At 51.8% G+C, this 22740-nt stretch carries 21 protein-coding genes; 7 read left to right on the forward strand and 14 right to left on the reverse strand.

Translation table 11 applies throughout. The features are described from left to right. Positions 1 to 25 precede the first annotated feature (25 nt). Positions 26 to 532: an FxsA family protein gene (locus GO984_RS18575; RefSeq protein WP_157024090.1), complete on the reverse strand. Its 507-nt coding sequence runs from the start codon at positions 530 to 532 to the stop codon at positions 26 to 28. A gap of 109 nt (positions 533 to 641) precedes the next feature. Here GO984_RS18575 and GO984_RS18580 point away from each other — a divergent pair, with 109 nt between their 5' ends. From GO984_RS18580 to GO984_RS18590, 3 genes are read left to right on the forward strand one after another with little or no spacing between them, the layout of a single operon-like run. Beyond that, positions 642 to 1298: a Tim44/TimA family putative adaptor protein gene (locus tag GO984_RS18580; protein ID WP_138162702.1), complete on the forward strand. Its 657-nt coding sequence runs from the start codon at positions 642 to 644 to the stop codon at positions 1296 to 1298. Then, complete coding sequence (mltA, locus tag GO984_RS18585) at positions 1295 to 2347, forward strand: murein transglycosylase A (RefSeq protein ID WP_157024091.1); 1053 nt, start codon at positions 1295 to 1297, stop codon at positions 2345 to 2347. Before GO984_RS18580 ends, mltA begins: the two co-directional genes overlap by 4 nt. Next, a complete protein-coding gene (locus GO984_RS18590; protein WP_157024092.1) occupies positions 2347 to 2934 on the forward strand; it encodes a Smr/MutS family protein in 588 nt (195 codons plus the stop codon). The genes mltA and GO984_RS18590 overlap by 1 nt, the downstream gene beginning before the upstream one ends. An 11-nt stretch (positions 2935 to 2945) precedes the next feature. On the opposite strand, the gene GO984_RS18595 is transcribed toward GO984_RS18590, so the two are convergent. The 4 genes from GO984_RS18595 to hslV form a co-directional block, all read right to left on the reverse strand. Continuing rightward, complete coding sequence (locus GO984_RS18595) at positions 2946 to 4064, reverse strand: alpha/beta hydrolase (RefSeq protein ID WP_157024093.1); 1119 nt, start codon at positions 4062 to 4064, stop codon at positions 2946 to 2948. Positions 4065 to 4143: 79 nt separating this feature from the next. Then, positions 4144 to 5451 (reverse strand): ATP-dependent protease ATPase subunit HslU, encoded by a 1308-nt coding sequence (gene hslU, locus GO984_RS18600; protein WP_157024094.1) that lies wholly within the window; start codon positions 5449 to 5451, stop codon positions 4144 to 4146. Between the two features lie 11 nt (positions 5452 to 5462). Further along, positions 5463 to 6527 carry a hypothetical protein gene (locus GO984_RS18605; protein WP_157024095.1) on the reverse strand — a complete coding sequence of 355 codons (1065 nt, stop codon included), beginning with the start codon at positions 6525 to 6527 and terminating at the stop codon, positions 5463 to 5465. Then, positions 6524 to 7081, reverse strand: a complete 558-nt coding sequence (gene hslV, locus GO984_RS18610; protein ID WP_157024096.1) for an ATP-dependent protease subunit HslV — start codon at positions 7079 to 7081, stop codon at positions 6524 to 6526. The genes GO984_RS18605 and hslV overlap by 4 nt, the downstream gene beginning before the upstream one ends. A gap of 98 nt (positions 7082 to 7179) precedes the next feature. Here hslV and GO984_RS18615 point away from each other — a divergent pair, with 98 nt between their 5' ends. After that, positions 7180 to 7899: a hypothetical protein gene (locus tag GO984_RS18615; RefSeq protein WP_157024097.1), complete on the forward strand. Its 720-nt coding sequence runs from the start codon at positions 7180 to 7182 to the stop codon at positions 7897 to 7899. 340 nt (positions 7900 to 8239) lie between these two features. Then, positions 8240 to 8431 carry a DUF1127 domain-containing protein gene (locus tag GO984_RS18620; protein WP_157024098.1) on the forward strand — a complete coding sequence of 64 codons (192 nt, stop codon included), beginning with the start codon at positions 8240 to 8242 and terminating at the stop codon, positions 8429 to 8431. A gap of 156 nt (positions 8432 to 8587) precedes the next feature. Here the strand turns inward: GO984_RS18620 and trxA are convergent, their stop codons facing one another. From trxA to regB, 8 genes are all read right to left on the reverse strand, one after another. Next, the gene (gene trxA, locus GO984_RS18625; RefSeq protein WP_138162693.1) at positions 8588 to 8908 is read right to left on the reverse strand and encodes a thioredoxin; all 321 of its coding nucleotides are present in this window, start codon (positions 8906 to 8908) and stop codon (positions 8588 to 8590) included. A gap of 60 nt (positions 8909 to 8968) precedes the next feature. Beyond that, positions 8969 to 12337 (reverse strand): double-strand break repair helicase AddA, encoded by a 3369-nt coding sequence (gene addA, locus GO984_RS18630; protein WP_157024099.1) that lies wholly within the window; start codon positions 12335 to 12337, stop codon positions 8969 to 8971. After that, the gene (gene addB / locus GO984_RS18635) at positions 12334 to 15264 is read right to left on the reverse strand and encodes a double-strand break repair protein AddB (protein WP_157024100.1); all 2931 of its coding nucleotides are present in this window, start codon (positions 15262 to 15264) and stop codon (positions 12334 to 12336) included. Before addB ends, addA begins: the two co-directional genes overlap by 4 nt. Beyond that, on the reverse strand, positions 15257 to 15952 hold the full coding sequence (locus tag GO984_RS18640) for a nucleotidyltransferase family protein (protein WP_245231172.1): 696 nt from the start codon (positions 15950 to 15952) through the stop codon (positions 15257 to 15259). Before GO984_RS18640 ends, addB begins: the two co-directional genes overlap by 8 nt. Then, positions 15949 to 16938, reverse strand: coding sequence for an aminoglycoside phosphotransferase family protein (locus GO984_RS18645; protein WP_157024101.1), 990 nt, complete (start codon positions 16936 to 16938; stop codon positions 15949 to 15951). Before GO984_RS18645 ends, GO984_RS18640 begins: the two co-directional genes overlap by 4 nt. Further along, entirely contained in the window at positions 16931 to 17410 is a 480-nt protein-coding gene (gene tsaE, locus GO984_RS18650) for a tRNA (adenosine(37)-N6)-threonylcarbamoyltransferase complex ATPase subunit type 1 TsaE (protein ID WP_157024102.1), read from the reverse strand. Before tsaE ends, GO984_RS18645 begins: the two co-directional genes overlap by 8 nt. 161 nt (positions 17411 to 17571) lie before the next feature. Next, positions 17572 to 19122, reverse strand: a complete 1551-nt coding sequence (locus GO984_RS18655) for a PAS-domain containing protein (protein WP_157024103.1) — start codon at positions 19120 to 19122, stop codon at positions 17572 to 17574. A gap of 88 nt (positions 19123 to 19210) precedes the next feature. Then, positions 19211 to 20608: a sensor histidine kinase RegB gene (gene regB / locus GO984_RS18660; RefSeq protein ID WP_157024104.1), complete on the reverse strand. Its 1398-nt coding sequence runs from the start codon at positions 20606 to 20608 to the stop codon at positions 19211 to 19213. A gap of 92 nt (positions 20609 to 20700) precedes the next feature. On the opposite strand from regB, the gene GO984_RS18665 reads away from it, so the two are divergent. Continuing rightward, on the forward strand, positions 20701 to 21321 hold the full coding sequence (locus GO984_RS18665; protein WP_138162686.1) for an SCO family protein: 621 nt from the start codon (positions 20701 to 20703) through the stop codon (positions 21319 to 21321). 73 nt (positions 21322 to 21394) lie between these two features. Next, on the forward strand, positions 21395 to 21949 hold the full coding sequence (locus GO984_RS18670) for an ActR/PrrA/RegA family redox response regulator transcription factor (protein ID WP_138162685.1): 555 nt from the start codon (positions 21395 to 21397) through the stop codon (positions 21947 to 21949). Between the two features lie 19 nt (positions 21950 to 21968). On the opposite strand, the gene GO984_RS18675 is transcribed toward GO984_RS18670, so the two are convergent. After that, complete coding sequence (locus GO984_RS18675) at positions 21969 to 22565, reverse strand: HD domain-containing protein (RefSeq protein ID WP_157024105.1); 597 nt, start codon at positions 22563 to 22565, stop codon at positions 21969 to 21971. Between the last annotated feature and the right edge of the window lie 175 nt (positions 22566 to 22740).

Here is a 22740-nt window from a genome sequence, read left to right on the forward strand (position 1 = left end):
GGCACTTGCACCTCAACGGGTCAGGTCAACCTTGATCGGGCCCATCAACCCAACCGGACGGTTTATTTGGAGTTTGTCGGGGAGAAACCTCTTCAAATTCACCGTCGATAATGTCGCTTTGGCGACTTTGGCTGTTGGGGTGGCTGCGTGACGCTGTGGAATTCGGACCCATATGGAACTGCGCCACGCTAACGCGTGCACGTAGAAATCGATAAACCGCCATTCTTACCGGAGGCATTAGCAAAGAAAATCCAACGGCGTCAGTAAAGAAGCCCGGCGTTAACAACAACGCTCCAGCAACCAGGATCATCGCACCGTGGGCTAGTGGCTCAGTTGGGTCGTCCAGTTTCTGAAATGAATTTTGCAATTGCCCTAACGCAATTCGTCCCTGAGACTTAACCAACCAGGTTCCCAGAACCGCAGTCAAAACCACAATGGTCAAAGTTGGCCACAGACCAATAAGCCCACCGACCTGAATAAACAGGGCAATTTCGACAATTGGCACCAATAGAAAGGCCAGAAGCAGGTACATGAATGGTTTCCTTGTTACATTTGTGGAACGGTGGACTTGATCCCGCCCGTCACCTACATAAGTGCTGAGAGCTTTGGTTTCAAAGCCTAGTCTTTAATAAGAGGTCCAAATGGAGTCCCCCTTGATCCAGCTTCTGGTACTAGCCGGCATCGCCGTCTTTTTGATCCTTCGCCTGAAAAATGTGCTGGGCACCCGCGAGGGCTTTGAAAAGCCACCACTTCCTAAATCGAACGGGCGCGCAGACCGTGCCGGTTTCGAAGTAATCGAGGGCGGTCCAGATCAGGACATAACTGATCACGTAGACGAAAGCAGTCCGCAGGCAAAAGCGTTGAGTGCGATGAAACGTGTAGAGCAGTCGTTTTCAGTCAGCGATTTCGTACAGGGCTCGCGCGGCGCTTATGAAATGATTCTGATGGGTTTTGAAAAAGGTGAATTGGATAATATCCAGCCGTTTATGTCGGAAGAAATATTCGACAGTTTTGTTGATGCAGTCGCACATCGTGAAGACCAGGGATTGACCATCGAGGCCGAGTTTATCGGCGTTCGTGAAACAACTGTTGTTGATGCCCAATTTGACGAAGCGCAAAGCCGCGCCGAGATCACAATGCGTTTTGTCGCTGAACTGACGTCGGTCGTTCGGGATCGCGGTGGGGATATTGTCGAAGGTGATGCTAAAAAGGTTAAACGTCAGAAAGACACATGGACCTTTGCGCGCAATATGGGCACCGATGATCCGAACTGGCATCTCGTCGCCACAGACGCATGATAGCGGCACTTCGGTGGGCTTTTGGCGTTGCTTGCCTGATAGGGATCGCCATGAGCGCAACCGGAGCGCAATCAGAAACCAACTACAAAATGTTGGACTTTTCCCAGCTTGACGGCTGGGACGCGGATGATCATTCCGCTGCTTTAGAAGTCTTTCTAGGGACGTGCAGAGATTTCGATGACTCAGATTGGCAGTCTTTGTGTGCAGTGGCGCAGCAGCAAAAGCCCGGTTCCGCTCGTGCATTTTTTGAACTTTTGTTCCGTCCCATATTGATCGAAGATGGGAACGAAGGGCTGTTTACCGGTTACTTCGAACCTGAACTTGATGGCTCGAGATATCGCAGTGCGCGTTTCAAGTACCCGATCTATAAGATGCCACCTGAGGCTCGTAGCGCTAATCAGTGGCTGTCCAGACGTGATATACTAACCAGCGGCGTTATGGATGGCAGGGGTCTCGAGATTGCCTGGGTGGATGACTCGGTTGAATTGTTTTTCCTACAAATTCAAGGATCTGGACGAGTGAAATTGCCTGATGGTTCGTTTTTGCGGGTCGGCTATGGTGGTGCAAACGGTCATAACTACCGCTCGATCGGTACAGAATTGGTGCGACGCGGTATATACAATGCGCATCAGGTCAGCGCTCAAGTGATAAAAAACTGGGTGAGACGCAACCCGTCAGATGGTCGTGAGTTGCTACTGCATAATCCGTCGTATGTATTTTTCCGAGAGGTTAGCAAAGTACCATCGTCAGCGGGCCCTTTAGGGGCGATGAACCGTTCTGTTACGGCGCTCCGTAGCCTTGCTGTGGACCCTAGATATACTCCGCTGGGCGCGCCAGTTTGGCTTGAAAAAGATGGTGCAGGAAAAATGCGTCGTCTGATGGTTGCACAGGACACTGGCTCGGCTATCAAGGGCGCACAGCGAGCAGACATCTTCTATGGTACGGGCGACGAAGCAGGGCAGGCGGCAGGGCGGTTGCGTGATCCGGGGAGGATGGTTGTGTTGTTGCCAATCCAACGGGCCTATGCGTTGTTACCGGAAGACATCTAATGACACGGCGTAAATTAACGGCAGATGAAATCGACCTCTGGCAAGAGGTTGTGAAAAAGGCCGAGCGTCTGCATCCTGGCACTCATAGCACGCCACCGGCACTACCATTGCCAAAACCGAAACCGACAAAGCAGATCATTCCGCGGATCGATAGTTTTGAACTCGGTAGCCGAGCGCGCAAAAAACCTACCAAGCATGATTTGAAGCCTGCGATCTCGGATAGGCTATTTAGCACGCCCGTGCAGATGGACCAAAAAGCTTTTACTCGCATGAAGCGCGGTAAGCTGCGGCCTGAGGGAAAGCTGGACCTGCATGGCATGCGAATAGATTCAGCCCACCCGGCGTTGATCCGCTTTATCCTGACGGCACAAGCGTCGGGAAAGCGGTTGGTATTGGTGGTAACCGGTAAGGGTAAGGACCGTGATGAGCCGGGACCAATACCAACGCCGCGTGGAGTGTTGCGTCATCAAGTGCCCCAATGGTTGCTCTTGGCGCCGCTGGCTCAGGCTGTTCTACAGGTGACACCTGCTCATGTTAGCCATGGAGGTGGAGGTGCGTATTATGTCTATCTTCGTCGAACCCGCTGATCCTCCCACTTTTACCTGACCTCAGAGGGAGTATTCAGCAAACTGATCTCGGTCGTGCCATTGGAGGTAGTAATCCGTCCTGGCAGCAGATTTCCAATTTGAGCAGAATCCTTTCCAAAAGCATCAGCTGTTTTGCGAGCGGCATTCAACATCGCAATTAAGGCTGGCGAGGTTCCGGCGACTAGATGTGCAGAGGCGGCATCATCCGAAAACGCTGTAGTGTCAACAATCCGGATCGGCAGACCGGAAACCGCGTCCAAAGAGGAAATACTCCCTAGCCGTTCACTGCTGTGAGTACCACGTAAGCGGCTAGATATATTCAATAATTTGTCTTTGCTGGATACAAAAACGATGAAGGGTTGTGGAACATTTTCAATCCGCCGCATTTGACTTCGAAATACTTCTACATCCAGATCCGGAGACATCAGAACCACGCCATTTAAGTTGGCTGCCGACCAACCGGGAGTTTGTATTTCGATTTGACGTAGGGTCTCCATGACCAGTTGGGACCCCATTGAGTGAGCAACCAAAACTATACGACCCACACCGGCCGAGCGAATTTGCCGTAACATCCGCTCTAACCCATCGCGCGCAAACAACACGCTGTCGCCATCGTATGCATAGCCTAGTGGATTACCCTGGCTGGGCCACGAGTAGATCATCGTTGCCCCTGGCAACTGAATATCTTGCGCCAATTGTGCAGCTCGAAACGCTGTTTCGGATTGGGTAGAATTGAACCCATGTACAAAAACAGTCACTTCCTGTTCGGTCCCGGGAATATTTCTGACTTCTTCTTTTAACCGTGCCTTGAATTCAGTTGGGCCATCTAGAAGCTGCCGATTAGCCATGGTGAATTGAGTTTGTGGGTCGGGATTGGCATAGCCAAAATTCAATTCCCCTGGACGATGGCTTGGCGGAATTGAAACGGTCAACTCGAGCAGGTTGTAGTTGTCTGACCTGCCTGGACCAAAACTACCGTCTGGCTCGGGTTCTCTAATTGTGGCGGCAAAAATGGTTTTTGGGGTGCCGACCAGCAACGCCTCAGGCATGACTGGAGTGTATGAACGGTCGGTACAGGCAGTCAATCCAACCACAACCAATCCCAAGACAGCTCGTACGAGTATATGCATTACCGCAGTGACCTTGTTTATTTTTGGCGAGTAAACAAGGCCACTGGCATTGTCTTGCGAAAGGATACCTGAAGAGTCGTCACAGGACGTAACGGCTGATATCGGCAGACTTGGTCAAAGCGCCAAGGTTTGACTCAACAAACTCAGCATCGACAGTGACTTCATCACCCTGACGGTCCGGCGCGGTGAATGACAGTTCCTCGAACACGCGTTCCATCACAGTGTATAGCCGTCTTGCACCGATGTTTTCGACGGTATGATTGACCTCGGCGGCGATCTTGGCCAATGCAGCGATCCCGTCCTTGGTAAAGGTGACTGTGACCTCTTCCGTGCCCATAAGCGCTGTGTATTGCAGCGTCAGGGCATTGTCAGTTTCGGTCAAAATCCGAACAAAGTCGTTTTCGGTCAGCGCGCGCAGTTCTACCCGTATGGGCAGGCGGCCCTGTAGTTCAGGTAATAAGTCGGATGGCTTGGCAATGTGAAAAGCGCCTGAAGCAATGAAAAGAATATGGTCAGTTTTGATCGGCCCATGTTTGGTCGATACAGTGGTTCCTTCGATCAACGGAAGTAGGTCACGCTGAACACCTTCACGGCTGACATCACCGCCGCGTGCATCGCTACGGGCGCAGACTTTGTCGATCTCATCCAGAAACACGATGCCATTTTGTTCAACTGAATCCAGTGCAGTACGGGCTACGGTTTCATCATCAAGAAGTTTGTCCGCTTCTTCACCGATCAAAATTTCATAGCTTTCCGAGACAGTCATTTTGCGTCGTACGCTGCGTCCACCCATTGCCTTACCGAACAGATCGCCAAGGTTCATCATCCCCATGTTCGATCCAGGCTGTCCTGGAATTTCAAATGACCCCATTGGGTTAGAGGTGTCTGCTAGATCCAGTTCAATCTCTGTGTCGTCGAGCTCACCTGACTTCAGTTTCTTACGAAACATCTCACGGGTGGCATCTCGCGCGTCTTCTCCGACTATCGCCGCAAGAACCCGTTCTTCAGCTGCGTGGTGAGCCTTGGCCTTGACATCTTCTCGCATCAGCTCGCGCGTTTGTAAGATCGCAGCGTCAGCAAGATCACGAATGATTTGTTCCACATCGCGCCCAACGTAACCAACTTCGGTAAACTTGGTGGCTTCAACTTTGATGAACGGGGCGCGCGCCAGTTTTGCCAACCGACGAGATATTTCGGTTTTACCTACACCTGTGGGGCCAATCATAAGGATATTCTTTGGATACACCTCATCACGCAAATCATCAGCTAACTGCTTGCGCCGCCAGCGGTTACGCAGGGCCACCGCAACGGCGCGCTTCGCGTCGTTTTGGCCGATGATGAAACGATCCAGTTCGGAAACGATCTCGCGTGGTGTTAGGTCTGTCATGGGTCGTCCGATCAGTGGGATGGTGGTAGAAGATGCAGGGGCAGGATGCCGGAAAGAGGTTCTAAAAGGGCCGCACGGATACGCGCCCAGAAGGCCCCCAGCACCACAAGAAAGATACCAAGTACAAAAACAACGATCGCGGTGTTTTCACCGTCAAAAACCGTTCCTGCCAATGTCACGATATAGCCAATAGCAGCTATCAGAAAAGACCGGCGGTCGATGACGATTGCGACAATCGCAAACAAAAGCAAGACGGCGAGCAATATCGCATAGGCGAGTTCGGTTTCGCTGGTGAGTAAAGTTAATGCGATGGTATTCACAAGGGCAGGGGCCGCAACCACATGTAGCCAAAATCCCTGAGCAGACCGACGAGTGACGCGATGCGGGTCCGACATATCAAAAAACATGGCCACAGCAAACACCGCGAGACCAACTGCCAGTGTGATAAAAGCAAATGGCCCATCCGCGGAAAGCAGGAACAGGTCGCTGAAATTATTGGGCGTTCCAGCTTGATTTGCTCCGACCATAATTGTCAAAGAAAACAAACCGAGAGCAATTAGAGCCATAGAAAACGGTACGCGAAAGCGAAACCAGAACAACGCTATGGTTAGCGTGGTCAAGGCGAGGGGTAATGGAAGGCTAGACAGGTCTTCTTGTGCAAGCATAAAAGGTTGGGCAAAATATGCCGTAATACCAGACCCGGCGTTAGCAGTCCAAAGCAGTGACAAAGCGATAGCGGGGGCTATCATCCGACGGCGGCGGATGAAGTATTCCGCCAGGATCCAGATGGCGACTGCAGAGAAAACCGACGTGGAAGCAATTTTCAGTTGGTAGTTGGTGATTTCACCCATCATGGTGATGCCGGCGATTGCAACCCAGCCCGAGGCCAGGATCAAAAGGCCAATAACGATGAAAATCTCATTGAAGCCCTTGAATAGTTCAAAAGGCTCGTCTCCAGGGGCTAGGTTTTCACGAGCGCCGCGACGACTGTCAGCTAAGGCGGCCAAAGACGCAGCCTGAGCTTCTCCGATCAAACCCGATCCGACTGCAGCGCGGAGATCATCGCGGTCGATCATGGCGAAATACTCTCCACAGTTAGGCGTCCATTTGTATAGACACAAATATCAGCAGCGATCGCCATGGCATCGCGGGCGACTTGTTCAGCAGATTTATCGCTGTCCATCATTGCCCGGGCGGCCGCGAGAGCAAAATTACCACCAGAACCGATGGCTGCAACTTCGTGCTCGGGTTCCAATACATCGCCAGCGCCAGTGATCACCAACAGATCGGTACCGTCAGTGACAATCAGCATAGCCTCAAGCTTTTGCAGATACTTATCAGTACGCCAGTCCTTGGCTAATTCAACGCTCGCGCGAGCCAACTGGCCGGGAGTTGCTTCCAACTTGGCCTCAAGCCGCTCCAGCAGGGTAAAGGCATCGGCAGTTGAACCTGCAAACCCCGCAACAACATCATAACCACCAGCAGACAGGCGTCGCACTTTACGAGCAGTACCTTTGATTACGGTTTGGCCCAATGAAACCTGCCCGTCACCCGCAATCACAACTTCATCATCTTTTTTGACGCCAATGATGGTAGTGCCGTGCCAACCAGGGAATTGATTGTCTGCCATGAATGCCTCCATTTAGTTGCCCTATATATGGAAGTATCTTTCCTAACGTACAAGGGAGGTTACTTGATCTTGGACGGCACAATAACTACCGTCAACATATGCCTGAGACACCAATTTTGACCTTCTATTTACACAGACAATTGCGCAAACGCGCAGAAACTGGAAACCATAATTTTATAAATAAGATCAGATGTGTAGTTGAAGAGTCTGGGTTTGAAGTTGCTTTTGAAAATCAGGATGACAGCAGTCTTCGCAAATCAGCGTCTCGGCCAGGATATGCGATGTTTCATATGGGCGATCCATTCCATCAACGCGCTTTGACGATGCGTAGGGCCTATCAATATCCATTTTGGGCTATCGAAAATACATCCAAGCGGTGGGATTGGGACGTTGCGAGAACCAAGTTTTCAGTTTGCGAGGTAAATCGCGAAGAGGCGGAAGGGTTTTACAAATTTTGGCGTAAACGACAATTTGGAGAGGCGGCGGCGAAGGCAAGTCGACAAGGATTTGTATACCTTCCATTACAAGGAAAGTTACAAGACCATCGTTCTTTTCAAACCTGTTCACCGCTTCAAATGGTGGAGCACGTTTTGGAAAATGATCCAATACGTCCTGTTATTGTTAGCCTCCATCCCAGCGAGAGCTATACCTCCTCCGAGCTATCAGCGTTGGAAGAACTTGCCTCCCGATATCCACGCATTTCAATCCGAATGGGGGGGATGGCCGACCTTCTGGCAACTTGCGATTACGTTGTTACGCAGAATTCGTCAGTGGCCTACTTTGGATATTTTTTTGCCAAACCTTCGGTGCTTTTTTGACAGATAGATTTCCATCATATCTCGGCTAATGTTATCGAATTAGGTGTGAAAAATGCAATGGCAATGGGCCCTCAATTAGAGCCGGACTATTCTGGTTACGTGCATTGGTTTTGGCAAAAAATGTGTATCAATGGCGGCCGTGAGGATGCCACGGATAAAATACGCTCAAAGCTACTTGCTGCTGGTTGGCCACTCTGACGTCTTTCACTGATCGTTCACTTGCTATGCACTGGGTGCAAATCGGGGCTGTCGAAAGGGCAATTGTGAGACTCACTTGCTGCGCCTACATCAAGGTCAACAACCGACGCAGTGTCGGCTGATAGATCAAAGGAAGCGTACCATGGCATATGTAGCCTCAAACACCCAAGCTCCTCTGGGAGCAGTCGCCACCCTCCGCGTAGTGGATAGTATATACAACCTGAAGAACTCGGTCGTGGCTTGGAATGAAGCCCGTGTGACACGTAAACTTCTGTCGCGTCTGAGCAACGAGCAATTGCAGGACATCGGCCTGACCCGCGCTGATCTATTCTGATCACACCACATCTTTCAAAGTTTAAGGCCGCTCCTTACGGGGCGGCTTTTCTTTTGGAATGTTGGTTTAAAACCAACACAGTGGCCAACTTCCGTGCAAAATAAAAAGGGCGTCCAATAGAGACGCCCTTTTAAAAACCTTAGTGATCTAAACGGATCAGAGCGCTTCGTCGATCCAGCTTTGCAATGCTGCCTTAGGAGCGGCACCGGCACGGTTCGAAACAACCTGGCCGTCTTTGAAAAGAAACAGGGCTGGAATGCCACGAACACCCATCGCGGCAGCCGCGTTAGGGTTGCTGTCGACATCGACCTTAGCAATTTTAATCTTGCCACCATATTCAGCCGCCAGCTCTTCCAGAGCGGGGCCGATTTGTTTGCAGGGGCCGCACCATTCGGCCCAGAAATCCACCACTACGGGGACATCGGAATTTTTGACTTCGGCGTCGAAAGTGGCATCGGTGACGGCTACGGTGGACATATGAATGTCTCCATGAGTGTGGCAACAGGAGTGAGAACCTATGAACGGATTGCTAACTCGTCAAGGCGCGAGACGTCGCATTAGCGCAGTGGACACAAGATCGTGTGGTAGTGGCATCAGGGTCGCTGTTCGCGTCCAGATCAACGCGGTCTCTATCTGACGATCTGGATAGATTTGCGCCAACGCATGCGCGTAAGCCCCCATTTGGCGCAGTAAACCCTCTGGGCAGTTTTCTGCACTTGTCGGCACGGTTGCATTTGACTTGAAGTCCACGGCCAGCACCTTGTCTTGAGTTACAACCAGTCGATCAATGATCCCATGCAAACGGTCATCTTGCACCTGTGCCGTGATCGAAACTTCAGCAAGCGTTTCAGGGGCGAATATATCTGAGAAGTCTGGATTTTTCAGCACCGCGCTCGCTTCGGCCAATAATTCGTCGAGGTCAGCCGCGCCCTGTAACAAATTTTGTGCAGTTTTTGACCAGTTTGATGGCGATTCTTGCGGTAGGTGTTCTAATAGAAGGTGCAAGCGAGCACCGCGGGCCATCGCAGCTTCTTCATCCAAACCTTGATCCCCCGGTAATGCTTTTGCTCCACCCAGTTCTGACGGGCTAAGTGTTGACTTTGGCGGGATATAGGGAGCTGCTGGGAAAGAAAAAACTTTGGGTAACGCGGATTTTTCCCGAGTCTTTATCTCGTGGTTGTTAAATTCCAATCCATCCCAATCCCCATGTTCCAGTCGCAGTCCCGGGCCGCCTGCGGTTTCTAGGGTCACCGCGCCGGCTTCCCCCAGTGCTGTTTCCACTCTTTGGTACCAGCTATCTCCTTCCTTAGATAGATCACCAGCAGCGGCTACAATCAGCCACTTTTCAGCACGGGTCAGGGCTACGTATAGCAATCGTAGCCTCTCGTTTTGCTGTTTTTCCTGCGCGGCTTCACGGGCAGCCAGCATCGGTGCAGGCATTTGCGCCGTCGGAAGTTTCCAAATTGGGGTGCCATCGGCCAACATAATTTCATCATCGCGGGGCGGTTGCCGTTTGGCTGTGTCGGGTAGGATCACAATCGGTGCTTCCAACCCCTTGGAACCGTGCACCGACATGACTCTGATCATACTTCCGGCTGCACCCATCTGGCGTTTGATTTCCAAATCGTCGGTCTGCATCCAAACCAAAAAGCCAGTCAAACTGGGGATATCGGTGCGTTCATAAGCTAACGATTGGCTGAGTAGCGCATTAATCCCATCCTCAGCTTCTGGACCCAATCTTCCTAGCAAATTTTGCCTGCCAGAATGGCGGGTTAAAATTCGCTCAATTAGATCAAAGGGACGCAGGAAATCGGTCTGATTGCGCAGGTCATTGAGCATCGCCATAGTTTCGGGAAATTCCTCACTCCGGTCGCGCAACGCTTGCCAAAGGAATGGTCGCTCCCGTCTATGCGAAAGGTCGAACAACATTTGTTCAGTCCAGCCAAACAACGGAGACTTTAGTGCACATGCCAGCGAGAGAGAATCTTCGGGCGTGGAGAGGAATGACAAAAGGGCCGCAAGATCTTTTACCGCCAACTCTGCCCCAACTTTAAGCCTGTCGGCACCGGCGATGGGCAGGCGTGCAGTTTTGCAAGCGCGAATTATTTCGGAAAACAGATCTGAGCGACGTTGAACCAAGATAAGGAAATCACCCGCATGCACTGGACGGCGCACAAAGCTACCTCGTGTTGGGCCGTCCTCTGGGATTGTAGCACCGCTGTCGATCATATCCTTGATTGATTGTGCTATGCGTTCGGCCAGAATCACATTGTGATGACGTGCACCTGGCCGGTCCAGCGGGTCGGTCCAGTCTCGATCGTCTTTGTCGTCGACTTTTTCTACTAGCGGCCACAAATCGACCCTACCCGGAAGATCGGATTTGAAGGCGCGGTGAAGAGATTCCTTATGGAATCCAGCGCGAGGCATGTCCTGGAACACCAAGTCGACCAAGCCCAGTATCGCCGCAGATGAACGGAAAGAAAAATCAAGAGACGCATCCTGAAGTGCGCTGCCGGTGTCGTGCAGGCGATTTCCAAACTCCGCTCGCATTCGATCAAAGGCATCTGGGTCAGCACCCTGAAACGAGTAGATCGACTGTTTCTTATCGCCAACCACAAAAATTGTGCGTTCGACATCAGAGCGCGCGCCTTCGCCTGAAGTGAATTCTTGCGCCAGCTTTTCAATCACGTCCCATTGAACCGGGCTGGTGTCCTGCGCTTCGTCGACCAGAATGTGATCAATACCACCGTCCAGCCTGTACAAAACCCAAGCGGCCACCGAAGGATCATTTAGCAATTGTCGTGCTTTGAGGATCAGGTCGTCAAAATCGAGCCATCCACGCAGTTGTTTGCGACGGGCATATTCGGGCAAGAAAGCTGCCGCAAATCGATGCAGGTCATGTGACTTTCGTGCTGCCACCAGCCCTAGCCTTTTGGCGCGCGCATCTTCAATCCGCAACATCAAGGGCTCTAGCTGGTCCATCAACGAAAGATGAGATTCGCGTAGTTTTTTGGTTGGGAAAGATCCTATTTTGGCAGTGAATGGTTCTTTGGCGCCGGCTCCTGTTAGCAATACACTTTCAAGTGCAGGCAGGTCGGAAAGAGTAGGTTGGATTATACCACGTAATTTCTGGGCCGCTTTTTGATCGTTGCTTCCGCCAGTTTCCAGCATATCCCGGGTACGTTGCAGAAGTTCTTTTTCACCACCCAGAAATACAGATGTTTCAAGTGTAACATCGTCAAATTCAAGGGGAAGACCGAATAACTGCAGTAAGTCTTGCCAATCCAAAGGAACTTCGAAACCGGCTCGACGGCGGCTGATTGCGGCGGTCAGATTGTCAAAATCACTATCGGTAACATATCTGGTTAATGCTTCGACCATTGGAGCGTGATAGTCCTGCGCCATGTCCTCGACCACTTCGGCGCGCAGCAATGCGGCGGCGCGGTCTTCCATTTCGGAAAACTGGGGACTGACACCAGCCTCGAGTGGGAAACGCCTTAGCAACGAGGAACAGAACGAGTGAATGGTCTGAATTTTTAGGCCACCAGGGGTTTCCAGCGCGCGGGCAAAAAGGGTGCGTGCCTGTGTTAGACCTTCGTCTGAGATAACGTCCTCTGCGCCCAATTCGGTCAGTGCAGCGATTAGCGGCTTGTCATGCAACATCGCCCATTCACCAAGGCGTTTGAACAATCGGTTTTGCATCTCGCTAGCAGCGGCTTTGGTATAGGTCAGGCATAGGATGTGCTGTGGTTGCACACCTTTGAGCAGCAACCGCGCCACACGATCAGTCAGAACTTTGGTTTTGCCCGACCCAGCATTGGCCGCTAGCCAAGTTGAGGCATCAGGACGGGCCGCGCGAAATTGTGCCTCGGACGCGGCATCGCGCTTGATCTGTCCGTTGCTCATGTCAGATCCTCGGGTTCGGGAGTTGCACTGCGATCCCATTCGCCAAAGCGAGAGAGGTGGTCATAGTCACTATGGTCACTGTCGAGATGCAACATGCGACGACTTGAATACCCTTGATTAGGGTCGAAATAGGCCTCGATTAGCTGTCGAAGTTCGTCCCAGATTTTGGCTGGATACTCAGTACCCAGAGGGGCCTGAACTTCCTTCATTGACGTACCCAAACCAATGAATAGGGCTCGAGCAACTTCGGTTGGCCCAATGTCTTTGAACGCACCCTGTTCAGCCATAGCCGCTTCAATCAACAGTTGTTTATCGAATTTCTTTTGCTGCGCTTCAGAAGGGGGCGCTCCAGTTTTGTAATCGTACAGATGTAGATAACCACGGTCATCAACGTCAATCCGATCGGCGCGGCAGGCAATGGTGAAATCAAGCGGATCAAGTCTGGCCTCGCCCTTGGCTTCAAATGCAATGGGGCGGGCAGTTTGGCGCCGGTTTTGTTCTGCCAATATGAAATCGGAGGCAATGCGATTTATGCGTGACAACCACAAACACCGGGCCACGGGCCACGGTACATGTTCCGTTAATAGCTCGCGAGTTTTTTCCAGCAATATTTCACGGCTCAGCAGTTCGGGCTTATCCAATGACTGCTTGATGAAGTGCTCGAATACTTCATGCACTACAATTCCACGCAACAGCGCATCTGGAATCCTTACAAGCGGGTTCAGTGGCTTTAATCGCAAGACGTGCTTGGCGTAAATCGCGTAGGGGTCTCGGATTAGCCGTGGGATTTCCGTAATAGTCAATCGGCGTGGCCGGGAGGAAACCGGCGGTCGCGGGGAAGGGCGCAGGGCAGGGCGAGCTGCGATCGGTGCTTCCAGCGCTTCAGCCCAATCAAGCCAGGTTTGGCCACGTTCGCGCATTCCAGCCAACACGTCTGGCCCGTTTTTGTCCGGTAACCCGTCCAGCAGATTGCAAAGTCTGTTTAACCAACGCGAAGCAACAGTATCGGAATCATCCGAGCGCACCGCACGGGTGATCCAAACTTTGGGAGCGGCAATGGCTTGCTGAAAATCGTGCGCAGACAATCCGATGCGACGTTCTGGCAGCAGTAGGCCCGCCTGGTTGCGTAATTGACGATTGAGCCAAGGATCAGGTTTGGCGGCTTCAGGCCAACTGCCTTCATTCAAACCGCCCAGGATGACCAGTTCAGCACCTTGCACGCGTGCTTCAAGCGTGCCCCAGATCATGATTTTCCCGTGGGGCGCATCTCGATCACGGACTTCGCCTTGAGAAAGCAGTGCCCCAAGCAGGTCGGCAAAATCCCGAGCGCTCATCTCGCCACCAAAGCTAGCCTCAGCTTCCAACGACTGCATGATTTTCAGGGCTTCTTGTCCAGCCTTCTTGTCCCACAGCGTCCCAGTACCCTTGGATTGGCTACCTGTAGCGATGGCTTCGGCAAGTGTACGTAGGTGGTTGACCCAGTTGGTAAGTGGTAACGAACCAGAGATGGTTTGATCTGCAAAATATGTGGATAGCCATGTGGTCCAGCCTTCCATCACGTCGCGCTTGTTGCCAAAATTTGAAAAGCAGTCTGCGTCAGGGTAGGGTGGGCCATAACTGCGCAGTTGCAATTCCAATTCGCGAGCGTGCCGCAGATGGGTGCCGCGTTCACCACCATCATGAGTAAGAGGGTGCTTTAGCAGGGTCAGTAAGGTGTCACCGGACAAAGGCTTGCAAAATAGCTCTGCCACATGTCGCAGGAACCGGCCTGGGGGTGACAATTGTAGCGGCTGACCGGCGCTGTCGTCGGGCAAAATATCCCAACGATCCAACGCAGCTGAGACTTGTCGGGTCAACATACGATCCGGAGTGATCAGTGCAGCGGTTTGGCCATCTTCAGCGGCTTGACGTAGCCGAAGTGCAATAGCCAAAGCCTCAGCTCTTGGGCTGGAGGCCTCAATCAGAACCATATTGCTGCCGGCATTATCTAAATCTGTTAGCTGAGGTCCTTCGCTCATCCAGGAATCTGTGACTGGGGCAGGACGTAGGGCAAGCGAGACCAACCGGTTGCGAGCTGAAGCCGGCGGCTGAGCATCACTCCACGGCAATATGTCTTTAGGCGACAGATCTAGGTTTCGCATCATTTTGTGAAATCGAAATTGTGGGTGGTCTTCGGATATTAATGGATCATCCAGACCGTCCCAGACCGCTGTCGGTAGATCAAAATCAAACCCCGGCAAAATCACCGCTCCTTGCGGCAGTCGTGAAATAGCCTGCATTAACAGCAAGGTGGTGCCGCGTGATCCTGTTGAACCTGCAAGAATCACAGGATGCGCAGGCGGGTTTTCCTGCCAGGTTTCAATCAGATCTAACACCACCTGACGTTGACGTGCTTGCGCATCCATCGCACCGTCTTGGGTATCGGCAAACTCATCGGCGATACCGATAAAGGCCTGCGCGCGTGCCCAGTGGCCGGACATATCGGACACATCAAGATTGCGGATGGTTTCAGTGCTGACGCCTTCTCCCTGCATCTCGTCGATCAACGCCGCTAGACTATCGGATAGATCATAAAGTGATGACCGGGCAGCCAAATCCGGCTGTGCATCCAGCAATCGCGCTATAAGTTGCGACAGTTCCAACCGTCGTCGCAAGGGGGGCAAGGCTGGCGGTAGCCAGTGCAAAGTGGCGCGCTTTGAAAAATCTCCCAGCAGTGACATCCGCGGCAACAGTAGGGTCGGGCCTGCATCGAAAAGACTGCGTATCCGCCGCGCCATGCGTTGGGTGTTGACGATCAGTTCAACCCTGGCCAAGGCTTCGGGCGGTTGGTTGATACTGCGCTGGATCAGTCCATCGACCAATGCGCGGGGAAAATCAACGCCGCAAGGCAAGGCAAAAAGGCGGGGAAGCTCGCTAGGCTCAAACATTAGGGGATTTCAATAGAGTTTCCGCCAATTCTATACCTTCGGGGTAGCCGACATCACACCAATGCCCGGGGTATTCCAGTGCAAACAACCGATCGACATTGTGGATTTGGTTCCACAATACGTTCAGAGAGAAGGCTTTTTCCTGGATTTGGTGCAGACCTGAAGTTTTTATGATTTGCACACCGCCATATACAAGATCACCGCCCCGGCTGATGCGGCCACTGGCGTCGGCTGTGAAATCTCCAGCACCCTTGCGACCAACAGCGCGAACTAAAGGTACACAGACCAAGAGCGCATCCATTTGCTTTGGGTCCCAAGCCTCCAGCGCCAGTTTCAAAGGATTTGGACCTGTCCAGATTACATCAGAGTTCATTGTGAAGACGGGGTCGTTACCCAATTTTGACAAGGCCTGTCGTAAACCGCCACCGGTGTCCAAAATACTTGGTGCTTCAAGACTGAATTCGACGCCTTTTGGTGCAAGATGAGTTCGCAGTTGCTCTGCTTGGTAATGCAGGTTGGCCACAATGTGTTTAGGTTCAATCTCGTAGGCCAGCTCTAAGGCATAATCGATCAAGGGTTTACCTGCGACTTTGATCAAAGGTTTGGGGCGGTTTTTGGTCAGTGATTTCATCCGCGTACCAAAGCCGGCCGCAAATAGCATGACTGAAGATGGGAGATCTTGGGTCATGATTTTAACTGACTAAGGAACTCTGGCGTTGGGGTCGGCATATTGTCACGGACTATGTCTGCAATAGGTGCCAATGCCGGGTGTTCCAAGCCCCGGATCATGTGGTCCCAGACACGCGGTATTAACTCGACATACTGGGGCTTGCCAAAGTCAAGAGACAGGCGCGCAAATACCCCCAAAATACGTAAGTTCCTCTGGACACCAAGTACTGTATAGGCAGCACGAAACCCAGGCTCATCGACACCGCTCATTGTCACGTATCTATCGATCATTTGCATCTCAACTCCTGCGGGCACATCGCGTCGAGCATCTTGCAGTAGAGAAACCAAATCATACGCACGATGTCCTGCGCGAGCAGCCTGAAAATCCAATAAACCGACACGCGCGACACCTTTGCGGTTGGGAAGCCATAAGAGATTTTCAGCGTGATAGTCACGTTGCACGAGCACAAGGTCGCCGACGACGGTTTGGCGTAAAATATCTTCAAACCGATCGACAAACCGGGTGATTGTACTAGGATTCACATTACGACCGTATTTTTCAAACGCAATTTCAACCAATTCGGCCATCAAGCGAGGGCCAAATGGATTCAGCTCCGGCATCGGAGCGTCATGCAGTGCTACCAGTACATCAGTTGCTGCCTCATACAGTGGCATCTCAAAGGATTGATCTCGCTGGATGATGCGCGCAAAAAGATCATCCCCCAAATCTTCGATCAGTAAAAAGCCGTGCTGGGTATCTTCCACTATTATCCTGGGGGCACTTAGACCTTGGTCACACAAATAGCGGGCAATGTAGGTGAATGCCGTTATGTCTTCACCTTTTTCAGGGGGCGCATCCATAAGAACAGCGGTTTCCCCGGTTAAGGCATCAGTCAGTCTTTCATAGCATCGGTTTGAAGCATCGCCGGCCAGTGGTGCGCGGACGGCAGCACTCCAGGATGTCGTCTCCAAAAAAATAGAAGCCAGATGATAACGGTCAGTCATGTGTTGTCCGGTCAATGAGCGGCTGCCATTTGGCATCGCTCCAGGTGAAAGTCAGTTTGCGTGTATCTGCGTCATCTAGATCGAGTTCAAGGCGTAGATGCAGCGCGTTGCTTGGTGACAACTCCGCAAGTCTATCCGGCCATTCTACAAGACAAATGGCGGTTTCAAATGCTTCGATGAGACCCAGCTCTTCGATTTCGTCTAAAGACGTCAGGCGATATAGGTCGGCATGCCACAGTTCACCTGACGGGACATCGTAGGTTTGCACCAAAGTAAAAGTAGGTGATGGCACGTCTTCCGGAATATGCAACAGGGATTGGATAAGGTGGCGGGCAAAATGGGTTTTACCGGCACCGATGGGTCCTTCCAGCAAAATGCAATCGCCAGGACGAAGAGCCGCCGCGATAAGGGTGGCCAAATTGGCGGTTTTTTCAGGAGAAGAAAGCGTGCAAGTTACGGGGCTATGAATCATGCCCCTACAATGAACCCGCACGCCTGAGGCTGCAAGTTGGTTCGCGGACCTGCAACAGTTGTAAGTTAAGTGTTTCCACCTGACGTTCCGAGAGCGCTGTTAACTTCAGCACAGCCTCGAATCGTCAGGTCCATCAAGTAGAGATTGAGTTAGAAATCACGTTACCCGTTTTGGTGAGTAATCTTGAAGCGTTCCTGTTCCGGCGGCGCGATGGATGGGGCTGGGGTGCGGAATGTCACCATGGTTGCGCCATTCTGGACAGGGGATACCTTGCAAATAAGAGGGTTGCCGTTGCGTAGCTGGACGTGGGTCCACCATTGATCACGGTTCTCACGGCCACCGACGAAGTCACGCAATTCGCCCCAAGTCGGAGTAGCAGCGCACATGTTTTGCCAAACGCGGCAAGCATCAACCACCGATACCTTGGCAAAGCTGGCATCGGGATCCATTTGCCACAGATCGTGGTAGGCTTTGTTTGAAAACGTCATGGTGCCGTCATTGGCAAACACCGCAATCGCCTCATCCATCTGGTCCATAATAGATTGGCCCATTTCCAGCTCTGAGCGGAACTGACGAGTCAGAGTGATTTCGGCCGTAATGTCTTCGAAGAGAAATGCGACAGCACCATCGGGGTGTGGGCGACCGCTGACTGAATAAACCGAACCTGACGGCAGTGACCAAGTTTCCTGGTATCGACCTTCAGCCGCAGCCTCTAGCAAGTCCGCCATCTGATGGCGCCAGCTGGTATAGTTTTTTGGCTCTGGCATCATGCGTTGGTCGCGTAGACGATCAAAAAAGCTAAGCAAATTCGGGCGAGAGCTGAGGAAATTGGCGGGCAGGGCGGTGAGGTCGATGAGGACCGGGTTGAACAGCACCAGCTGGCGGTTGCGGTCAAAAATCGCGAGGCCGATCGACAACTGCGCGAAGGTTTTGGCCAATGTCTGTACAAAATTGCGCTGGGCAACCTCGGCGTCAACAACCGCATTGATGTCCACAGCGTGACACAGCCAGCCGGCTTCGGTCTCAGTGGTCGAAATATTGTACCATAGCTTCTTGTTGCTGTCCGGCAGGGGGATTGAGATCCGTTCGGCCTTACCACTGGTCATTGGTTCAGAGAGGTCTGAAAACAGGGGGTCAGCAAAATCTACGTTGCGGCCACGCAATTTCTGACTGAGGTTGTCGTAGGCAAGATTGGACCAGGTGACTTCGTCCTCTTCGGATTGTAGCCAGACAGGATAGGGAGCCTGATGTACGGCAGCCCGGAGAGTGGTCAGTTCTTGATCTAGTGCTTTATCCTTAGCCTCGGTTGCGCTGCGACGCAGCTGCACACGCGTGATTCCGTCGATCCACTCGCAGTGAGCCTCGTGGGATTCAGCTGTTGACGTTCCAGATAGTACTAACGGTCCGACATCTTTTAGAAATCCAGGTGATTGAGGTAAACCAGGGTAGCTGCGCGAGAGTTGATCTCGCAGAGTGGCCCAGCTGAAACCATCAGCCGTATCACCGATAAATTTGCGGGCGCCGGTGGACCAGCCAATCAGGTTGGCGTCATCGAACAGAAAAACGGCGTCAGTTCTGCTATCGCCAGTTAGCAGATCATGTTCCATACCCTTTTGGCCCACTGCAGGAGAGAGCCACCAAACAGCCACTGCTGCTGTGGCTACACATAGAGTTGCCAAAACAAGCCATTCGATTGAGACGATGTTTTGCATGTTATCCTGCCTAGTTGATCTGTTGTTAACCCTATCTTGCCTCAATAATAGTTAATTGATGTTTAACTGGTTGCCTAAAGGTGAATAGTTAAATTTCTATCGGTTTATTATGACCCATGGGGACTGCATAGTCACCCTCTAGCGCGTCAATCTTCTTGCGGGGCCATGAAACTTCGACGACAGCTCCAGGACGGTCGGTATGTATGCTGATATTTTGTGATGGGTCTGAGCCGTTGGCAAAGCGTAAACTAGCCCCGGTTCGCTCGAGCAAAGTCTTTGCAATAAACAGACCTAACCCCATCCCTTCGTACTCAGGCCGCATTTTACGGTCACTGTCGCTGCGACCACGGCGCATAAACGGGTCTCCAATTCTACCCAATACATGCGACGGATAGCCGCCTCCGTCATCATAAATTCGCACCAGGATGGTATCGTTAGTCCAGATCGAATCTACCCAGACATTGGCGCGAGAGTAGTCCACTGCATTTTGCACCAGATTTCGTAACCCATGGATGATCTCGGGTTTGCGAAGGATGGTGGGCTGTTGGACGTCCCCCCCTTCATCGGGACCTTCCTTGAAGTGAATGAATTTGCCGCGGTGCATATGAGGTTCCGCTGCTTCATGGATTACCGTAGATACCGGAGCCTGCCGCAGATGCAGGTCATCTTTCCCTGCCCGTCCCATATTCTGCAATATATCACGACAACGATCTGCTTGCTCACGGATTAGCGCGGCGTCAACGCGCAAGTCGGGCCGGTCATCAAGCTCTTCGATTAGCTCAGCACTGGCCAGTTTAATAGTGGCAAGAGGAGTGCCCAACTCGTGTGCAGCGGCAGCAACCACCCCACCAAGATCCGTCAGCTTTTGTTCACGCGACAAAGCCAGCTGTGTTGCGGCTAACGCGTCCGACATTGACCGCATTTCTGAGCTAATTCGGTGCGAATAAGCCCCCAAGAACATCACAGCGATGATTATGGCAATCCAGTTGCCAAAAACAAAGACATCAGGAATGCGTAAAACAAATCCCTGAGCGGTGCGTAATGGCATGTGGAACTCGGCCATCAAAGTCACCAGAATTATTGCGGTACCACCAATGATCAGGGTCGAGCGTAGTCTCATCATATTCGCTGAGATCGTCACCGGGCCCAATACCAACAATGCAAAGGGGTTGTTCAAGCCGCCTGTAAGGTACAGCAAAAAAGATAGCTGCAGCAGATCAAACAGCACGGTCAGAAAGTTTTCAAATTCGGATAAACGTTTGTTCTCTGGGAAAACAAACATCGCTACTAGGTTTCCAACTACCGAAACACCAACAGCAAAATAACACAGGCCCAATTCCAACTGCAGGTTGTACAGATTCTGGGCAACAGCAATGGCAGTGATCTGACCGCCGATGGCCACCCAACGCAACAAAATTAGTGTGCGCAGACGAATCCAATGGCTACGTTCTTGCCCGCTCATTAGGCCGATAAAAGACTCGCTCATGACGCTCAGCTCCGGTTGCATCGGCTGTATTTGTTGATAGGTCTGACTTCAACAACGATCAACATATCTCTTAGCCTTCAAGGTGTGACCTCATGACCCGTTTATATGCCGTCATTGCTTCCGTTTCCGTTGCTGCTCTGTTGGGCGGTGTCTGGGTTATGACCCAACGCGGACAGGATGGCGACAAGTTTGCCCAATGCCGTAGCAGTCAGATTGCCGGCGGGACAGCACAGATTGGTGGACCGTTTGAATTGATAAATGCCAAGGGTGAGACGGTTACTGACAAAGATGTGATCACTGAGCCATCGTTGATATATTTTGGATATACCTTTTGCCCAGACGTTTGTCCTATGGATACTGCTCGCAATGCCGAAGTGGTTGATGTGCTTGCTGAGCGTGGCCAAAGTATTACTCCTGTTTTCATCTCGATTGACCCTGCGCGAGATACACCTGAGGTTGTGGGCGATTTTTCAGAAAACTTGCATGAGCGCATGATCGGACTGACTGGATCAGCGGAGCAGGTCAAGGCCGCCAGCCGTGCATATAAAACCTACTTCAAGGCGCAACCTGCTGATGATGAATACTATCTGGTCGATCACTCGACCTTTTCATACTTAGTGATGCCCGATCAGGGGTTTGTAGAGTTTTTCCGCCGCGACGAGGAACCAGAGAAAATGGCCGACCGGGTCGGTTGTTTTTTGGAAAACATGTAGTTGTTTGACGTTTTATGCAGGCCCGGTAATATTCTTGGCCAAGTAGGACTAATTTTGGCGCAAAGGACCTAGTATGGCCGAAACTGCCTCGCAGGATATTGGACCCGACAAATCACTATTGTTGGTTGATGACGACGAACCCTTTCTGCGGCGGTTGGCCAAGGCGATGGAGAAACGTGGCTTCGAGGTTGAAACTGCAGGTTCGGTTGCTGCGGGTCGTGCGATTGCCACAGCCCGCACCCCCGCCTATGCAGTTGTGGATCTGAGGTTAGAGGACGGCAATGGGCTGGATGTTGTCGAGGTTATCCGAGAAAAAAGACCTGACAGCCGAGTCGTGGTTCTAACTGGGTACGGTGCGATTGCTACGGCGGTGGCCGCGGTTAAGATTGGCGCGACAGACTACTTGAGCAAACCGGCGGATGCCACTGATATTACGAATGCATTATTGGCCCAGCCTGATGAGTTGCCGCCACCTCCGGAGAACCCGATGAGCGCCGATCGCGTGCGCTGGGAACACATTCAGCGTGTCTATGAGTTATGCGACCGGAATGTCAGCGAAACAGCGCGGCGTTTGAATATGCACCGAAGAACGCTGCAACGGATTCTTGCAAAACGTAGCCCAAAGTAATTGCAACGCAGATGCCGGCTTACACCAACTGGGCAAGCAGTTCGAGGTGGCGGGCGACATAGCTTGTGCGGACCTCCACCGGTGGTCTCAGTTGAATTTCCAATTCGCCGATAAGAGCCAAATCAGGTTTGCCAAACAGTTTGTCGGCTTCTTTCTCCGAAAACCCGGCGATCTGTACTGCTTCCATCCAGGCACTGATACGGTCGGCCTTTTTGATTTGTTTCTTAACTGTGATTGGAAGAGTTGCAGGCAATCCAAATCTCAGGTGAATAGCGGCGATCAGGCGAGCGTCCAACTCTCCGTAAGATGGGCCAACAGCAGCTTTAACCGGCGAGATCATGTCTCCGATTACATATTCAGGAGCATCATGTAGCAGCGCGGCCAATCGCCATTTCACAGCTGCCTTGGGATTGATACGGCCAAAGAGAATTTCGACGAGCAGTGAATGCTCGGCCACTGAATAGGCAAAATCACCTTTAGTTTGCCCATTCCAGCGGGCCACAAAGGCCAAACCATGTGCTATATCATCAATTTCTATATCAACCGGAGTAGGATCCAGAAGATCCAACCTACGTCCTGAAAGCATACGTTGCCAGGCGCGCGATGGTTTAGCCATTTAGTTGTTCCTCCCAAAAAATTATTAGGCCTGAATCCACCGAAATGCTTCTTGATTTCAGGTCAAGATCACAAAATGGAAACAAGGTGTTGAAGCGCCGTGCTTTGAAAAAAGAGTCCCAAATACTATATTTATATACACAAAGGGGTCGTGCAGTCCCTCATGGGAAGCCCTT

The organism is Parasedimentitalea huanghaiensis (assembly GCF_009753675.1).
Taxonomy (GTDB): Bacteria; Pseudomonadota; Alphaproteobacteria; order Rhodobacterales; family Rhodobacteraceae; genus Parasedimentitalea; species Parasedimentitalea huanghaiensis.

Bases quoted from the DNA above. Each gene is read 5' to 3' on its own strand.
- GO984_RS18575 (WP_157024090.1), bottom strand. From the start codon at position 532: ATGTACCTGCTTCTGGCCTTTCTATTGGTGCCAATTGTCGAAATTGCC.
- GO984_RS18580 (WP_138162702.1), top strand. From the start codon at position 642: ATGGAGTCCCCCTTGATCCAGCTTCTGGTACTAGCCGGCATCGCCGTC.
- mltA (WP_157024091.1), top strand. From the start codon at position 1,295: ATGATAGCGGCACTTCGGTGGGCTTTTGGCGTTGCTTGCCTGATAGGG.
- GO984_RS18590 (WP_157024092.1), top strand. From the start codon at position 2,347: ATGACACGGCGTAAATTAACGGCAGATGAAATCGACCTCTGGCAAGAG.
- GO984_RS18595 (WP_157024093.1), bottom strand. From the start codon at position 4,064: ATGCATATACTCGTACGAGCTGTCTTGGGATTGGTTGTGGTTGGATTG.
- hslU (WP_157024094.1), bottom strand. From the start codon at position 5,451: ATGACAGACCTAACACCACGCGAGATCGTTTCCGAACTGGATCGTTTC.
- GO984_RS18605 (WP_157024095.1), bottom strand. From the start codon at position 6,527: ATGATCGACCGCGATGATCTCCGCGCTGCAGTCGGATCGGGTTTGATC.
- hslV (WP_157024096.1), bottom strand. From the start codon at position 7,081: ATGGCAGACAATCAATTCCCTGGTTGGCACGGCACTACCATCATTGGC.
- GO984_RS18615 (WP_157024097.1), top strand. From the start codon at position 7,180: ATGCCTGAGACACCAATTTTGACCTTCTATTTACACAGACAATTGCGC.
- GO984_RS18620 (WP_157024098.1), top strand. From the start codon at position 8,240: ATGGCATATGTAGCCTCAAACACCCAAGCTCCTCTGGGAGCAGTCGCC.
- trxA (WP_138162693.1), bottom strand. From the start codon at position 8,908: ATGTCCACCGTAGCCGTCACCGATGCCACTTTCGACGCCGAAGTCAAA.
- addA (WP_157024099.1), bottom strand. From the start codon at position 12,337: ATGAGCAACGGACAGATCAAGCGCGATGCCGCGTCCGAGGCACAATTT.
- addB (WP_157024100.1), bottom strand. From the start codon at position 15,264: ATGTTTGAGCCTAGCGAGCTTCCCCGCCTTTTTGCCTTGCCTTGCGGC.
- GO984_RS18640 (WP_245231172.1), bottom strand. From the start codon at position 15,952: ATGACCCAAGATCTCCCATCTTCAGTCATGCTATTTGCGGCCGGCTTT.
- GO984_RS18645 (WP_157024101.1), bottom strand. From the start codon at position 16,938: ATGACTGACCGTTATCATCTGGCTTCTATTTTTTTGGAGACGACATCC.
- tsaE (WP_157024102.1), bottom strand. From the start codon at position 17,410: ATGATTCATAGCCCCGTAACTTGCACGCTTTCTTCTCCTGAAAAAACC.
- GO984_RS18655 (WP_157024103.1), bottom strand. From the start codon at position 19,122: ATGCAAAACATCGTCTCAATCGAATGGCTTGTTTTGGCAACTCTATGT.
- regB (WP_157024104.1), bottom strand. From the start codon at position 20,608: ATGAGCGAGTCTTTTATCGGCCTAATGAGCGGGCAAGAACGTAGCCAT.
- GO984_RS18665 (WP_138162686.1), top strand. From the start codon at position 20,701: ATGACCCGTTTATATGCCGTCATTGCTTCCGTTTCCGTTGCTGCTCTG.
- GO984_RS18670 (WP_138162685.1), top strand. From the start codon at position 21,395: ATGGCCGAAACTGCCTCGCAGGATATTGGACCCGACAAATCACTATTG.
- GO984_RS18675 (WP_157024105.1), bottom strand. From the start codon at position 22,565: ATGGCTAAACCATCGCGCGCCTGGCAACGTATGCTTTCAGGACGTAGG.